Below are 15733 nucleotides of genomic sequence, written 5' to 3'. Positions count from 1 at the left end.
CGCACGATCCTGCAGGGCGCGGCCTGGACCATCCCCGCCATCGCCGTCGCCACCGTCGCCCCCGCGGCATCCGCCTCGACCGCCGCCGTTCTCGCCTTCAACCAGGCCAGCTACTCCGGCACCGCCTGCAGCACCATCACCGGCGCCTACGTCACCGTCACCGTCGGCGGCGTCGCCACCGCCGGTCGCTCCGTCACGACGACGTTGAGCGGCGGGTATACCTTCGCGGGCGGCGGGACTACCGACACACAGGTCAGCGACACGAACGGGCGCGTGAGTCTGCCGGCGATCAACGTGCCATACGGGACGAGCAGTAGCTCGCTACTCACGATGACAACCTCCGCTTCGACCGTATCCGCGGGACTTTCTGGCACAGGCACCCCCGTGTATGCGACAGGACGCGACAGCAATGGATTCCTGACGACGTGGACCTCAATTCCGCCCACTGCCAAGCCGACCGACGCGTGGGGTTTCTTCCTCGACGGCACCGACTTGTGGAAGGACAACACGAAGGTTGATACAGGTGTTACCAAGGTGGCGGGAAACGGGAACGGGGGTGTCGGGTGGGTTCAGTACCTGAAGGGCACGACATGGATCGGCCTAGACAGCCAGAGTTACTCCCAGACCTTCTCTGCGATACCTCTCTCCGCGACACCGACGAATTCTTGGGGCTGGTTCGTCGACGGCACCGACCTCTGGTATCAGACGGACATCGTCGACACCGGCGTGAGCGCTGTTCAAGGCGGAACCAACGGCCAAAACTGGGTCCAGTATCGCAAGGGCAGCACCTGGTACGGCAGAGACAACACCGGTTACGTCAAGACCTTTGCGGCGATCCCCGCGTCCGCGACGGCAACGCGTTCATGGGGGTGGTTCGTGGATGGCACGGACCTCTGGCATGACGAGGACTTGGTTGAGACAGGCGTCAGCAAGGTAGTCGGAAACTCGCCGACGAACAGCAACTGGGTCGTCTATCTGCAAGGTGGGTCCTGGTACAGCCGGGTCGACCACGACGCAGCAACCGCTCTCCCTACGACGCCATCGACTGCAGCAGCGACGCGTGGGTGGGGGTGGTTCGTCGATGGAACCAACCTGTGGTTGAACGGGGAGATCGTAGACACGGGCGCGTCGAACGTTTCCGGCGGAACCTCGGGCACCCTGGGCTGGGTGCAGTACATCGACAGCATCCCTTGCTAACGTCGCGGCAGTACTAGCCCGTAATGGATGAGGATGATGGTTCGGCCGTCGCGTTCGCCATGCGGTGAAGTGATTTGGCGTCGGCCGACGCGGGGACATACTCGCGTCGGCTGACGCCGCCTCGTTCCGGGGATTGTGAACGAAACGACGTCCGAACCTGGCATTCACGATCGGGATGCAAGAGGGCAATCCGTCCGCACCCTCGACGGGCTCATGAGCGCGGTACGACCGGAGATACGCAGCGATCACCCTGACCGGACGGGCAGGTAGAGCCACGAGGTCGACCGAGACGGGCGCGAGAATCGACGCTCCATCCCCCCCAGCCTCGAAGGGCCTCCGCATGACCACGTCCCCCGAGCCGTCCGCCCTGCCCTCGCCCGGCCCGAGCCGCCGAACCGTCCTGGCCGGCGCCGCGTGGACGCTCCCCGCCGTCGCCGCTGCCACTGTCGCACCCACGGCATCCGCGTCCGCGACGACGCTCGCCTTCGACCGCGCCATCTACAGCGGCACGGTCTGCACCGACATCACCGGCGCGTCCGTCACGGTCGACGGGGCGGCGGCGAGCGCGGTCGTGACGGTCAGCACCTCCACCGGATACCGCTTCGCGAACGGCGCGAGTACGTTCGTCGGCGTGCCGGACGAGACCGGCCGTGTCCCGCTGCCGGCGATCCGCGCGCAGGTCGGCGGAACCACCGGCACCCTCACCGCCACGACGACGGACGCCACGGCCGTGGCCACCCTCACGGCGCCCGCGAGCACGAACACCCAGAACCTTCGCCGTCGAATGTGGACGAACACGGGCGCCGGCTCCGCCGCGGGCAGCGTCGACATCGCGGCGCCCACCGGCAGCCGCGCGGTCGGAACGCTCGTGACGCTCGACCCCAGCGGCATCCTTCGGCGGGGAAGCTCGACCATCGCGACCGGCGTCACATCGGCGTTCGCCGAGGTGGAGAGAAGCAACTACCTCACCGTCACCTACGTCGATGCGACCGGCATGCACCGCCGCATGTGGACCGACACCGGCGTCGCCTATCCCAGCGCGAAGGTCGACGCCACGGTCCCCGCGAACAGTGTCGCGGTGGGCACGTTCGTCACGCTCGGTCCGGACGGCGTTCTGCGACGGCTGGATGCCACCATCGACAGCGGCGTGACCTCCGCGTTCGCCGAGCTCGACAGGAACAACTACCTCAACGTCACCTACGTCACCGCGACCGGGATGCACCGGCGCATGTGGACCGCCGCGGGCACGGCGTACACGGCCGGCCGTGTCGACGAGACGGTTCCCGGCGACAGCGTCGCCGTCGGGACGCTCCTCACGCTCGGCGCCGACGGCACGCTCCGCAAGGGCGGCAACACGGTCACCACGGGCGTGGCCTCGGCCTTCGCCGAACTCGACATGAGCAACTACCTCACCGTCACCTACGTCGACGGCACCGGCATGCACCGCCGCATGTGGACTGACACCGGCGTCGCCTTCCCCGCCGGAGACGTGGATGCCACCGTCCCGACCGACAGCACCGCGGTCGGCACGCTCCTGACCCTCGGCACGGACGGCATCCTGCGCAAGGGGACGAGCACCGTCGCGGCCGGAGTCACCTCAGCCTTCGCCGAACTCGACAAGGACAACGCCTCGGCGGTCACCTACGTCGACGGCGACTGCCGACGGCAATCCCGGCCGCCTGCACCGTAGACCCTGCAAGGTCTAAGGTGGTTGTGTGTGGGACGTCGACCTCGGCTTGATCGAGGAGTGGTTGCTGTCTCTCGACGAGGACTCCTACCCCAGGTCATCGCCGCAATCGAACTCCTCCAGGAGCACGGTCCGCACCTCGGGCGCCCGATCGCGGACACGGTCAAAGCACCCAGACACAAGAACATGAAGGAGCTTCGCCCCGGCTCGTCGGGGCGGAGCGAGTTGCGAGTGCTCTTCGCCTTCGATCCGGCGCGAAGAGCGATACTGCCCCTCGCGGGCGATAAGGCAGGGAGTTGGTCCAACTGGTATCGGGCGCACATCCCGCTCGCGGATGAGCTTTTCGATGGCCATCTGTCACAGATGAAGAACGCATAAGCCGAGAAGAAGAGGGGAAAATGATCTGCATGGCCGTGAATCTTGAGGAGCTTCTTGCGAAGCGCCCCGTTGACCGCGAACGGATCGACGCCCACAAGGAGCGGATGCTGGGTGAAATCCGCGCCTACCACCTCCGTGAGCTGCGAGAGGCTATCGGCCTGACTCAAGAGCAACTCGCTGAGCGCATCGGTGTGGGACAGCGGCAGGTATCGAAGATCGAGCGTGGCGACCTCGACAATGCGAAGATCGGGACGATCCGCAAGTACATCGACGCCGTGGGCGGCGAGTTGGTCATTGAGTACGTCGCAGGAGATCAGCGCCTTCAGGTCGCCTGACGACGTTGCCAGCCGGCCGACGACGCAACATCAACCGCCTCGGCCGCGTACCCGGAGCGTCGCCGTGACGCTGCAAGTGCAGTTGCACCAACCGGCCCACGCTCCAACTGAATCGCGTTTCCGTTGGAGGGTGGGCGCAGTTTTGGGGCGCATTCCGCGCATTGGGGCGCGCGATTTGCGCCCCAACGCGCGAATCGCGCCCCAACCCCCGACAACGCCGCCGAACGCGGCACCCAACGCCCGCGTCGGCCCCGCAGCCCGCTACCCCAGCGCCGGCGTCCGCGGCGGCACCGTCCGCCGCGGGCGCAGCGCCTCGAAGGCCGCGGCCATCGACAGCAACGCCGCATCGTCGTACGCGCGGCCCGCGAACGTCAGGCCACTCGGCATCCCGATGTCGGCCATCACCCCGAGCGGCACGGTCACCGTCGGCACACCGCAGTGCCGGATCGCGAGGTTCCCCGTCGCGACCCACACGCCGTTGCGCCACGCGATGTCCGCCGAGGCGGGATTCACGTCGGCGTCGGCCGGCGCCACGTCACTGAGCGTCGGGAAGACCACGGCGGCGAAGCCGTTGGCATCCATCCACTCCTCCAGATCGCGGCGCCGGGTCTCCTCCAGACCGCGCACCCCCTCGGCCAGCTCTGGGATCTCGGTGAACGACGCCACAGGGTGCTCGCGTACGTGCGCCGGATACTCGGGGATGTCGTCGTCGAAACCGGTGTACCGGTCGGGCAGCGCGCCCTCGGGGTGCGGGAAGATCGCCGCGCCGTCCACCGACGCCAGGCCGGGGTGACCGTTGGCGCGGAGGAAGTCGTCCCACGCCCACGCCGACAGGTCGACGATCTCGCGGTGCAGGTACTCGTCCGACACCAGACCCCGCGTCCGGATCGTCGATGCACCCGGCCGGTCACCCTCGTAGTTGCTGACGAGCGGGAAGTCGCAATCGACCACGATCGCGCCGGCGGCCTCGAGGTCCGCGCGCGCCGCCGCCCACAGGTCGAGCAGCGACGACCGCGGCTCGATTCGTTCGCCGGTCGGCCCTCCGACCCCGCGGGGGCCGGTGCCCGCGAGCGGATCGTCGCCGACGAACATGCGCGGGATGCCGATGCGCTTGCCCCTCAGCGACGGACGGCCGGCGAGCGCGGCGAACGACGGCGGCCACACCTCGTCCACGGACGGCAGCGGAACCCACGGCTGCGCGCGCCAGAAATCACCGCGCGTCTCGGGGTCGTCGGCGACGATCACGTCGAGCACCGCGAGCAGGTCGGCCATCGAGCGGGTGTGCGGCACAACGACGTCCATGGTCGGGACGAGCGGCCAGTTGCCGCGCACCGAGATCATGCCGCGCGACGGCGTGTACGCGCACAGGCCGTTGCAGGCCGCGGGCGCACGGCCGCTCGACCATGTCTCCTCGCCCAGACCGAAGACGCCGAACGACGCGGCGGTCGCGGTGCCCGAGCCGTTCGACGAGCCCGACGCGAACGCCGACGTCAGGAAGTCGGCGTTGTACGGGCTCTCGGCGCGGCCGTACAGCCCGCGCTGCATGCCGCCGTTCGCCATCGGGGGCATGTTCGTCAGCCCGAGGCAGATGGCCCCGGCCTCGCGCAGCCGCGCGATCGTGAAGGCGTCGTCCGCCGCGACGAGGTCGGCGAACGCCGGACTTCCGGCGGCGACCGTGAGACCGCGCACCATGTAGCTGTCCTTGGCGGTGTACGGGATGCCATCGAGCAGCCCCCGCACCTCACCCGCGGCGCGGCGCGCGTCGGACGCGGCCGCCTCGGCGAGCGCGTCGGGGTTGCGGACCACGACGGCGTTGAGCTTCGTCTCGGTGTCGGGGCCGTCGTACGCATCGATGCGCGCAAGGTGCGCCTCGACCAGCTCGACGGCGGTGGTGCGGCGCTCGGCGAGGGCGGCGGCGAGATCGGCGATGGACGCCTCGACCACGTCGATCATGCCGACGCCTCCGGCTGCTGCTGGGTGATGCAGTGGATGCCGCCGCCGCGCGCGAACAGCTCGCGGGCGTCGACGGTCACGACCCGGCGGCCCGGGTAGACCTCCTCGAGGATGCCGCGGGCCGTGGCATCCGCTTCCTCTTCACCGAAACCACAGGCGATCACGCCGCCGTTCACGACGAGGTGGTTGACGTAGCTCCAGTCCACGTCGCCCTCGGCGTCGCGCACGGTGGCGGGTGCGGGCAGGTCGCGGATCTCGAACGGGCGGCCGGCGGCATCCGTCTGCGTCTCGAGGAAGGCCCGGAGCTCTGCCGAGACCGCGTGGTCGGGGTGGGCGGGATTCTGCTGGTCGTGCAGCAGAACCGTGCCCGGCGACGGTATCGTCGCGACGATGTCGACGTGCCCGCTCGTGCCGAAGTCGCCGTAGTCTCGGGTGAGGCCGCGCGGCAGCCACACGGCGTGCGTGGCGCCGATCGTGCGGAGCATCTCGGCCTCGACGCGCGCGCGGTCGGCGTAGCGGTTGCGCCGCGGATCGAGCTGCACGGTCTCGGTCAGCAGGACGGTGCCCTCACCATCGACATGGATGCCGCCGCCCTCGTTGACGAGCAGCGACGAGACAAGCTCGGCGCCCATGGCCTCGGCGATGATCCGGGCGTGCTTGGCGGCCTTCGCCCACACCGCCCAGTCGTGGTCGCCCCATCCGTTGAAGATCCAGTCCACGGCGCCGAGGACGCCCGGCCGTTCGGGGTCGACGACGAATGTCGGACCCGAATCCCGCAGCCAGAACTCGTCCACGGGTGCCTCGACGATCTCGATCCCGTCGCCGAGCATCCGCCGGGCGCGGGTCAGCTCGCTCGGGTCGACGAGCATCGACACCGGCTCGAAGGCGGCGACGGCGTGGGCGACCGAGACCCAGGCGGCGTAGCCCGCCTCGCGCTCGGCATCCGTTTCTCCCAGGGTCGGTCCCTCGCTCGGGAACGCCATCCACGTGCGGGTGTGCGGGGCGGTCTCGCTCGGCATCCGCCAGGTCATCGGTTCTCCTCCGGGGTCGGGGCGGTCATCCCGTCACACCACATCATGGATCGTCGGGGGGAAGACGGGGCGGCCGGCGACAATCGTCTCGGTCACCCGGGTCGTGAGGAGGGATGCCGCGCCCGCGGCGAACGGGTCGGTGTCGATCACCACGAGATCGGCCGCAAAGCCCGGAGCCAGCCGGCCGCGCCAGTCCGCATCTCCGACCGAGGCCGCGGCATCCCGGGTCGCGTGGGCGATCGCGCTCTCGAGGGGCAGGGCGTAGTGCGGGTGGATCGCCGGCACCGACGGATCGAGCGCCGAGGCGCGGGTCGCCGCGACGTACATGTTCGCGAGCGCGCTGTGCGGCGCGGTCGGGGCGTCGGTCGAGAACGCCACGAGCGCACCCGCCTCCTCGTACTCGGGCCACGCGAACGCACGCTCCACGCGCTCGTCGCCGAGCATCGCGGCCCAGTTCGCGAAGATCGCCGGATCGGCGTGCACGGGCTGCAGGGATGCCGTGACCCCGAGCCGCGCCATGCGCTCGGCCGTGCCGGGCGCGGCGTACTCCAGGTGTTCGAGGCGGTGGCGACGGGGGATGTCGCCGTTCGCCTCGATCGCCCGCTCGATCGCGGTCAGCGCGGCGTCGCTCGCCGCGTCGCCGATCGCGTGCATCGCGATCTGGAGCCCCGCGGCGTCGGCGGCCGCGACGATCGGCGCGAGGTCGGCGAGCGGCCAGATCGGATCGGCGTTCGAGCCGTCGGCGTACGGGGCGCCCATCGCCGCGGTGCACGCGTCGATGACGCCGTCGAGGATGAGCTTCACGCCCACGACTCGCAGCCAGGGCGAGGCGGGGCGGGCCGCGAGCTCGACCACACGATCGAGCTGCGCCAGGTTGCGTTCGAGGTCGCCCGTGTTCTCGAGCAGCCAGTGCGCCGACACGCGCAGCGGTAGCTCTCCACCGTGACGCTCGATGGCCCGCTCGATCGCGGCGAGCGCGTGCTCGTCGAACGCCATGTCGACCACGCCCGTGACGCCGGCGGCGGCGTACGCGGCCAGCACCCGTTCGACGGCCTCGTCGCGCTCGGCATCCGTCATCGAGGCATCGCGCTGACCCCAGGCGTACTGCACCGCCGCCGTCTCGAACAGCATGCCGTTCGGCTCGCCGTCCTCGTCGCGGCCGATCGCCCCGCCGAGCGGATCGGGGGTGTCTCGCGTGATGCCGAGCTCCGCCAGAGCGGCGGTGTTCACCCAGCAAGAGTGGTAGTCGTTGGCATCCAGGTACACCGGCACGTCGGCCACGACGGCGTCGATCATCGCCGCCGTCGGAGCTCCGCCCGGCACCGAGTCGAAGAGCCAGCCGCGACCGCGCAGCACGGGGGCGTCGGGGTCGGCGGCGCGCGCCTCGCGCAGCAGCTCCTGGATGCCGTCGAGCGTCCGCGCCTCCGTGAGGGCGACCTGTCCGAGCGACGCACCCAGCATCAGCAGGTGCGTGTGCGCGTCGGTGAAGCCGGGGAGCACGAGCGCGCCGTCGAGGTCGACCGTGACGCCCCCACCGGTCTCGGCGGCGTCGCCGATCGCGACGATGCGCTCCCCCTCGATCGCGACCGCGTGCGTCCACTGCGCGTCGGGAGCGGTGGCGGCCGTGAAGATGCGGCCGCCGCAATAGATCGTGCGGGTCATGCGGCCACCTCCGCCGCCTGACGCTCGACGCGCCGCGAAAGGAGACCGATGATGCCTGCGGGAACGGCCAGCACGAAGCTCGCGATCGCGAGCGTCAGGGTGAAGCCCTGGTAGCCGAGGGCCGCGACGAGGTTGGCACCGATCACGGGCGTCAGCGCCGAGCCGACGAGGTAGGTGGCCAGGAGCGGCCCCGACCAACGCCCGTCGGCGTCGAGGGCGGCCGACGTCGAGATGAAGAAGGCGAAGACCAGGGCGTACGTGGTGTTCCACACGATGAAGACGACGACGAACAGGGTGGGGTCCGAGATGTGGCCCTGGACGATCTTCAGGATGCCGCCGATCACCAGCAGCACGATGAGCGGGATGCCACGACCCAGGCGGTCTCCCACGATCATGAGCGCGGTCGAGGCGATGAGGCCGCCCGCCGTGGCACCGGAGAGCGCGATGCCGAGTCCCTCGGGCGTGAGCCCGGTCTGATCGGCACCCATGACCCCGGCCATCGCCCACAGCGAGTCCTCGCTCGCGGCCCACAGGGCGAAGACGACGAGCAGCGTGAAGCCCGCGATCGTCACGCTACGCGAAGGCTTCGCCGCGGTGTGCACGCTTCCGGTGGGCGGAACCTCGAGCGGCACCGCCGCACCGGCCGCAGCCGCGACGTGCACCGGGGCGGCGGGAGCGCCGGGGAGCCACATCACGAGCACGAGAGCGACGAGGCTGAACACCGCCATCGACCCGAACACGTCGATCGGGGCGAGCCCGATCATCGGCACGACCGCGAGGACGACGGTGATGATGCCGCGGTTGGCCAGGCCGTAGAAGCCGGCGACCCGATCGGGGTTGCGGAACGCCGCGATCGCCGCACCCGAGGCGGCGACCGCCCCGCCCGCGCCGACCCCGCCGACGAGGAGTCCGGGGAGCAGCACGGCCGGTACCACTGCGGCCAGGCCGAAGCCGACGACGGCGAGCAGCAGTCCGACGCGGGCGACCGTACGGCGCGAGCGACCGGCGCACAGCGGCGCGACCGCGAGACCGGTCAGGGCCGTGAGCAGCAGGGCACCGGTGACGAGCCAGCTCGCGGTGAGGACGTCGGCATCCATGCCCTGCTGCACGGCGATGATCATGTACGGCGAGAGGTTGACGCCGAGGTAGCCGGCGATGCCGACGATGAACGTCGAGCTCGCGGTGGGAAGGCGCAGGGGAACGCGGGCGGAGCCGGCGGCGGCGACCGTCGCCGCGTCACGGGTGGTGGAGGACACGAGGGACCTTTCGGAAGGTGCCGGCGGACCGGCGCAGCGGTGTGGGGCCCCGGGCGGATCGTCGTCGATCGCGACCGGATGAGGCCGAGGCTAGAGACCGGGTGTTTCGGTTCTCTCGCCCGTGGTGTTTCAGGGACATTAAACGTTTAAGTTGTCGCGCGCGCAAGACCCCGTTCGGCAGTCGGGTAGCGTCGGCACACGTGACCCCCCGAAAGCCGACGCTCCACGACGTGGCCGCGGCCGCCGGTGTGTCGATCGCGGCGGCATCCTTCGCCCTGCGCGACAAACCGGGGGTCTCGCCCGAGACACGCGACCGGGTCCTCGCCGTCGCGCGCGAGCTGAACTACACCGTCAACGTCCCGGCGCGCAGCCTGCGCACGGCCCGCTACGGCGCCGTCGGCCTCTACCTACCACCCGGGTCGACGCGACTGCCGTACTACACCGAGTTCGCCTTCGGCGTGGTGGATGCCGCCGACCGCCTCGGACTCTCGGTCATCCTGCTCCCCCACCGGGACTCCGACGACGAAACCGCCTCCACGGCCTTCGTCGACGGGTACGTCGTCGTCGATGCCACGACGGAGGATGCCGGCATCCGGGCGATCCTCGACACCGGACGCCCCGTCGTCAGCGGCGAGCACGTGCTCGGCGGCGACGACCGGGTGAGCGCGAGCGTCGTCTCCGACCATGCGAGCGCGATGACCCGCCTGCTCGACCACCTCGCCGCGGCCGGTGCGCAGCAGATCGGTGCAGTGCTGCCGCCCGACGGCACGGCCTGGAGCCGCGACATCGACCGCGCGTACACCGCGTGGGTCGCCGGGCACGGCGGCATCCCGATCTCACGGCGCATCGCGTTCGTCCCTACCGCCGACGAGGTCGCCGCGGCCGTCGACGACGTGCTCGCCACCGAAGACGTCGACGCCCTCGTCGTCGTGCCGAGCGGTTCGGCGGCTCCCGCTCTCGACTCCGCCGCCCGCGCCGGACGCCGCGTCGGCGACGACCTGCTGCTCGCCGCCTACGTCGACGAGCCGATGCACGCCCTGCTCACCCCGAGCGTGACGTCGTTCGACCTCGAGCCCCGCGACTTCGGTGCAGCCTGCGTCGCACTGCTGGCGGAGGTGTGGGATGCCGACGGCCCCGCCGACCGCGTCCGGGTGACCGAGCCGCGGCTCGTCGTGCGGGCGAGCACGTCGCGCGGCTGACGCCGGGTCGGGTGGCCGCGTCCGGGTCGCCGCCGCGTCCGGGTCGCCGCCGCGTCCGGTCGGGCAGGATCGCCGAGACTGCATCCGCCTGACAAGTCCATTGCAGCCTGCAGTGGGTTTGTCAGGCAGATGCAGTCTCGGCGTCTTGGGACCGCCCGGGGACGGCACGGAGGCACGGACGGCGGAGGGGAGGCGCGGAGCGGGAGCGCGGCGCGACCTAGAGTGAACAGCGTGCAGGTGAGGTTCTTCGGCGGCCTCTCCGTGTCGTCGGACGCGGGGGAGGCGGCGGTCCCCGGACGCGGGCAGCAGGCGCTGCTGCTGCGCCTCGCCGTGGACGCCGGAACCACCGTCGGCTACCGTGCGTTGGCCGACGACGTCTGGCCGTCGGACGCCCCCGAGGATCCCCGCGCCGCACTGCAATCGCTCGCGTCGCGCCTGCGCCGGGCCCTGCCGCCGGCGACGCTGTCGTCGACCCCGGGCGGGTACCGGCTCGAACTCCCGCGCGACGACATCGACGTGACCCGATTCCAGGATGCCGTGGCCGCCGCCCGCGCCACCGGCGATACCGCGGAGGCGGCACGGCTCGCGCGCGACGCTCTGTCGTTGTGGGTCGGCGACCCCTGGACACCGCACGAGGGCTTCGACTGGCTCGTGCGCGACCTCTGGGAGGACCGCGGCCACGCCGAGCGGCTCGCCGCCTCCGTCACCCCGGCCGCATCCGTCGCCCCGTCCGCCGTCACAGCCCCTGTGGTTCCGGCCCCTGCGGTTCCGGCCCCCATCGCCGAACTCGTCGGGCGGACGAGCGAGCTGGACGCGATCCGCGAGCGCCTCGCGACGGACCGGCTGGTGACCCTGATCGGCCCCGGCGGTGCAGGCAAGACCACGCTCGCCCTCGAGACCGTGCGGGGCGCCCCCGATGCCCTGATCGTCGAGCTCGCCCCGGCCGCGCCGGGCGAGGTGTGGGCAGCCCTCGCGGGCGCCGTCGGACACGGCATCCGCCTGAACGAGACCACCGCCGCCCCGCCGGCGACCCCCCGCGAGCGCGTCCTCGACGCCGTCGCCGGCCGCGATGTCGTCGTGCTGCTCGACAACTGCGAGCACGTGATCCTCGAAGCCGCCGAGGTCGCCCATGCCCTCCTGCTCAGCACGCCCGGGTTGCGGATCCTCGCGACGAGCCGTGAACCCCTCGGCGTCGTCGGTGAGGCGTTCGTCGATCTCGGCCCCCTGCCCGCTCTCGACGCAGACGAGCTCTTCGCGCGGCGGGTGCGGTCTGCCCGGGGGACCCCGCCGTCCCCCGACGAGCAGTCCACGGCCGAGAGCATCGTCCGGCGCCTCGACGGCCTCCCCCTCGCGATCGAGCTCGCCGCCGCGCGCGCTCGGACCCTCACCCTCGAAGAGATCGACACCGGCCTGACCGACCGCTTCGCGCTTCTCGCCCACGGTCCACGCCTGAGCCCCGACCGGCATCGAACGCTGCGGGCGCTGATCGACTGGAGCTGGGACACCCTCACCGATGCCGAGCGGGTGGCCCTCCGCGCCGCATCGGTGTTCCCCGACGGGATCGGCAGCGCGGATGCCTCCGCCATCGCGACGGCGTTCGACGTGGATGCCACCGTGTTCGATGCCCTCGTCGACCGATCGCTGCTCGTCCGAAGGGACGGCCGCTTCCGGCTGCTCGAGACGGTGCGCGAGTACGGGCTCGACCGGCTGCGCGCCGAGGGAGCCGAGACCGCGTTCCGCGAGCGCGCGGCCGACGTGCTCACGACTCTCGCGGCGGAGCACGAGAGCACGATGCGCGGGCCGGGACTGCGCGCCGGGCTGGAGTGGTTCGACGCCAACGAGGAGAACCTGTCGTCGGCGCTGCGCACGCGTTCGGTCGGTCAGGACCGACGCGCGGGTCGGCGCCTGCTGCGGGCGCTGCTGTGGGCCTGGGCGGTGCGCGAACGCGTCGAGGAGCTGCGCCCGGCTCTCGCGGTGTTCGCCGACCCGCACGGGCCGCTCGACGACGAGCCGGGTGTGGTGATCGAGGCACTGGTGCTGTTCTCGGCCTCGTTCCCCGGGCCCGGGGTCGTGGCGCGGACCGATCCCGCGGCCTTCGCCGCGCGTCGCCTCGAGGTGGAGGCCGCCGCCCTCCGGCATCCGTCCGAGGTGAGCGTGCTCGTTGCTCCCCTGCTGCGTCTGGCCGAAACGATCCTCGAGGCCGACGGCGCCGGGCGCACGTGGCACGTCGATGTCGCCGACACTGAGATCGAGGCCGCCCCGATGTGGTCGAGAGCGACCCTGCGGGTGCTGCGGGCCGGCGCCGCGGCGAACGCCGGCGACACGACCGCGCTCGGGAGCGAGAGCGAGCGGGCCCTCCGCATGTTCACCGAGGTGGGCGACCCCTGGGGCATCGGGATCGCGAGCCAGCTCCGGGCGGAGTGGCTCATGCTCGCCGGCCGCCTCGACGAGGCGCTCGAGGTGACTGACCGGGCCCTCGACGTCGTCGCGGGCCTGTCGTCGGTGTCCGACCTGCTGCAGCAGCGGACCCAGGCCGTCGGCATCCTGCTCCGACTGGGCCGACTCGACGAGGCACGCGCCCGCACCGCCGACATCGAGTCGGTCGCCGCCGCCGACGGTTCCGTCCGCGCCGTGATCCAGGCGCGCATGGCCGCGACACAGGTGGAGATCGCCGCGGGCGACGGAGCGGCCGCGCTGGCCCACGCCGACCGAATCAGCCCGGAGCCCGGGTTCCCCGAACAGATCACGGCCTGGGCGGGAGCGCAACGCGCGGAGGCGCTGCTGCTGCTCGGCCGTCGCGACGACGCCCGGGCCGCACTGCGCGAAGCCCTGCCCCTCGCCGTGCGCTCGCGCGACCATCCGATCGTCGCTTCCGTGCTCGTCGCCGTCGCGGGGTGGAACGTCGCCGCGGGCCGACCCGAGGTCGCTCGCGAGGCGCTCGCCCGAGCCGAGGCGGTCCGCGGTGCCGCCGACGAGCGCGAGCCCTTCCGACGCTGGGTGGAGGAACGCCTCAGCGCGGATGCCGGAGAAGTTCCGGCATCCGCGCCCGGCATCCCGCCCGCCGCGCTGGGCGAGGTGGATGCCGACGTGCTCGCGGGCCTGCTCGATTAAGCCTTCCGCATGTAGGCGCGGACGGTGAGCGGGGCGAAGACCGCCACGATCACGGCTGCCCCGACGAGCGAGATGGCGGCGTCCGCGCCGAGCGTCCCCGCGTTGACGAGGTCGCGCACCGCCGTGACCAGGTGCGAGACCGGGTTGACGTCGACGAACCATTGCAGCCACGAGGGCATCGTGTTCGCGGGGACGAACGCGTTCGAGAGGAACGTGAGCGGGAACAGGATGAGCATCGAGACTCCCTGCACGCTCGAGGCGGAACGGGCGATGACCCCGAAGAAGGCGAAGATCCAGCTGATCGCCCACGAGCACACGATGACGAGCAGTCCCGCCACGATGACGGCACCGAGGCCGCCCTCGGGCCGGAAGCCCATGATGAACCCCATCGCGAAGGTCAGGGTCGTGGCGATCGCGTACCGGACGGTGTCGGCGAGCAGCGCCCCCGACAGCGGCGCGATGCGGGCGATCGGCAGCGACCGGAACCGGTCGAACACGCCCTTGTCCATGTCTTCGCGCAACTGCACGCCCGTGACGACGGAAGTCGTGATCACGGTCTGGACCAGGATGCCGGGGATGATGATCGGCAAGTAGCTCTGCACGTCGCCGGCGATCGCGCCGCCGAAGATGTACGTGAACATCAGCGTGAACAGGATCGGCTGCACCGTGACGTCGATGAGCTGCTCGGGAGTCCGACGGATCTTCAGCAGACCGCGGCCCGCCATCGTGAAAGTGTTGCGGAGCGTCAATCCGAGTCCCGCGGTGCGGGGCAGGTCACGGGGAACGGTGATGGCGGTCATGCGCGGACTCCTTCCAGGTCGGCGGCGCTTGCGCGCGCCGCGTCGTCATCAGCCGGCACTCCGGTGCCGGTCAGGGTGAGGAACACCTCGTCGAGGGTGGGCTGCTGCACGCTGAACTCGCTCAAGTGCACGCCCGCGTCGCGGAACGCGACGAGCAGATCGGTGACCTGGTCGGGGTCGGACATCGGCACGGTGAGGCGCGCCGCCTCCGGAGACACGATGGCCGTGGCATCCAGGACCCGGCCGATCGTCGCACGGGCGGTATCGAGGTCGGAGCCCGGCTTCAGGCGCAGCACGAGCGAGGCCTGACCGACGGATGCCTTGAGCTCGAGCGCCGTGCCCTCGGCGACGACGCGTCCGCGGTCGATCACGGCGATGCGGTCGGCGAGCTGGTCGGCCTCGTCGAGGTACTGCGTCGTGAGCACGACCGTGGAGCCGGTCGCGACGAGACGTCGGATCGTGTCCCACATCTGCCCGCGGGTGCGGGGGTCGAGGCCGGTCGTCGGCTCGTCGAGGAAGATGAGCGGCGGCTGGGCGATGAGGGATGCCGCGAGGTCGAGGCGACGACGCATGCCGCCGGAGAACTTCGCGAGCGGCCGGGAGGCGGCCTCGGTCAGGCCGAACTCCTCCAGCAGGTCCGTCGCCTTGCGGCGGGCGTCGGCGCGCGAGAGCCCGAGGAGCCGGCCGAAGATCATGAGGTTCTCAGTGGCCGAGAGCTTCTCATCGACGGACGCGAACTGCCCCGTCAGGCCGATGAGCTGTCGGACGACGTGCGCTTCCTTGACGACGTCGTGGCCGAAGATCTCGGCCCGTCCGCCGTCGGGACGGAGCAGCGTCGTGAGCATGCTGATGGTGGTGGTCTTACCGGCACCGTTGGGGCCGAGAACGCCGTAGACGGTCCCGGCTTCGACGACGAGATCGACGCCGTCGACGGCCCTGTTCGAGCCGAACGTCTTGACGAGCCCTTCGGCTCGCACCGCGGGAACGCGGGTGGATGAGGTGGTCATGACGACAGGATGCGCCGAGGGTGCTGTCGCGCCGCTGTCACGGCGGGGTGGGTACTGTCACGACGCTGTCACACGGTGGGCGGCCGCGGTGCTGAGGTGGGCGGCCGCGGTGCTGAG

Annotated in this window: 13 protein-coding genes; 6 read left to right on the top strand and 7 right to left on the bottom strand. The window is 71.2% G+C overall.

Annotated elements, in window-relative coordinates; genetic code table 11:
• Positions 1–146 precede the first annotated feature (146 nt).
• On the bottom strand, positions 147–329 hold the full coding sequence (locus tag AC3E6M_RS16815; RefSeq protein ID WP_490530580.1) for a hypothetical protein: 183 nt from the start codon (positions 327–329) through the stop codon (positions 147–149).
• 55 nt (positions 330–384) lie between these two features.
• On the opposite strand from AC3E6M_RS16815, the gene AC3E6M_RS16810 reads away from it, so the two are divergent.
• The 4 genes from AC3E6M_RS16810 (at position 385) to AC3E6M_RS16795 (ending at position 3597) form a co-directional block, all read left to right on the top strand.
• Entirely contained in the window at positions 385–1197 is an 813-nt protein-coding gene (locus AC3E6M_RS16810; RefSeq protein ID WP_490530579.1) for a hypothetical protein, read from the top strand.
• A 340-nt stretch (positions 1198–1537) separates the two neighbouring features.
• A complete protein-coding gene (locus AC3E6M_RS16805; protein ID WP_490530578.1) occupies positions 1538–2887 on the top strand; it encodes a hypothetical protein in 1350 nt (449 codons plus the stop codon).
• A 27-nt stretch (positions 2888–2914) separates the two neighbouring features.
• Complete coding sequence (locus tag AC3E6M_RS16800) at positions 2915–3262, top strand: type II toxin-antitoxin system RelE/ParE family toxin (protein ID WP_490530577.1); 348 nt, start codon at positions 2915–2917, stop codon at positions 3260–3262.
• Positions 3263–3291: 29 nt separating this feature from the next.
• Positions 3292–3597 (top strand): helix-turn-helix domain-containing protein, encoded by a 306-nt coding sequence (locus AC3E6M_RS16795; protein ID WP_490530576.1) that lies wholly within the window; start codon positions 3292–3294, stop codon positions 3595–3597.
• A gap of 261 nt (positions 3598–3858) precedes the next feature.
• On the opposite strand, the gene AC3E6M_RS16790 is transcribed toward AC3E6M_RS16795, so the two are convergent.
• Genes AC3E6M_RS16790 through AC3E6M_RS16775 form a run of 4 tightly spaced genes read right to left on the bottom strand, consistent with a single transcriptional unit; the run spans position 3859 to position 9499 of the window.
• The gene (locus AC3E6M_RS16790; RefSeq protein WP_490530575.1) at positions 3859–5550 is read right to left on the bottom strand and encodes an amidase; all 1692 of its coding nucleotides are present in this window, start codon (positions 5548–5550) and stop codon (positions 3859–3861) included.
• A complete protein-coding gene (locus AC3E6M_RS16785; protein ID WP_490530574.1) occupies positions 5547–6581 on the bottom strand; it encodes an agmatine deiminase family protein in 1035 nt (344 codons plus the stop codon). The genes AC3E6M_RS16790 and AC3E6M_RS16785 overlap by 4 nt, the downstream gene beginning before the upstream one ends.
• A gap of 33 nt (positions 6582–6614) precedes the next feature.
• Positions 6615–8243 carry an amidohydrolase gene (locus AC3E6M_RS16780; RefSeq protein WP_490530573.1) on the bottom strand — a complete coding sequence of 543 codons (1629 nt, stop codon included), beginning with the start codon at positions 8241–8243 and terminating at the stop codon, positions 6615–6617.
• Positions 8240–9499 carry an MFS transporter gene (locus AC3E6M_RS16775; RefSeq protein WP_490530572.1) on the bottom strand — a complete coding sequence of 420 codons (1260 nt, stop codon included), beginning with the start codon at positions 9497–9499 and terminating at the stop codon, positions 8240–8242. Before AC3E6M_RS16775 ends, AC3E6M_RS16780 begins: the two co-directional genes overlap by 4 nt.
• Positions 9500–9699: 200 nt before the next feature.
• Between AC3E6M_RS16775 and AC3E6M_RS16770 the strand changes: the two genes are divergently transcribed.
• Complete coding sequence (locus AC3E6M_RS16770) at positions 9700–10698, top strand: LacI family DNA-binding transcriptional regulator (protein WP_490530571.1); 999 nt, start codon at positions 9700–9702, stop codon at positions 10696–10698.
• A gap of 231 nt (positions 10699–10929) precedes the next feature.
• Positions 10930–13809: an ATP-binding protein gene (locus AC3E6M_RS16765; protein ID WP_490530570.1), complete on the top strand. Its 2880-nt coding sequence runs from the start codon at positions 10930–10932 to the stop codon at positions 13807–13809.
• On the opposite strand, the gene AC3E6M_RS16760 is transcribed toward AC3E6M_RS16765, so the two are convergent.
• Positions 13806–14609: an ABC transporter permease gene (locus tag AC3E6M_RS16760; protein ID WP_490530569.1), complete on the bottom strand. Its 804-nt coding sequence runs from the start codon at positions 14607–14609 to the stop codon at positions 13806–13808. The two genes, AC3E6M_RS16765 and AC3E6M_RS16760, sit on opposite strands and share 4 nt — an antisense overlap.
• A complete protein-coding gene (locus AC3E6M_RS16755; protein ID WP_490530568.1) occupies positions 14606–15616 on the bottom strand; it encodes an ATP-binding cassette domain-containing protein in 1011 nt (336 codons plus the stop codon). Before AC3E6M_RS16755 ends, AC3E6M_RS16760 begins: the two co-directional genes overlap by 4 nt.
• Positions 15617–15733: the final 117 nt, after the last annotated feature.

The organism is Microbacterium sp. SCPM-O-B-15248 (M128), assembly GCF_058214835.1.
The sequence above is the reverse complement of the archived record's forward strand: the minus strand, read 5'-3'. Positions and strand labels throughout refer to the sequence as shown.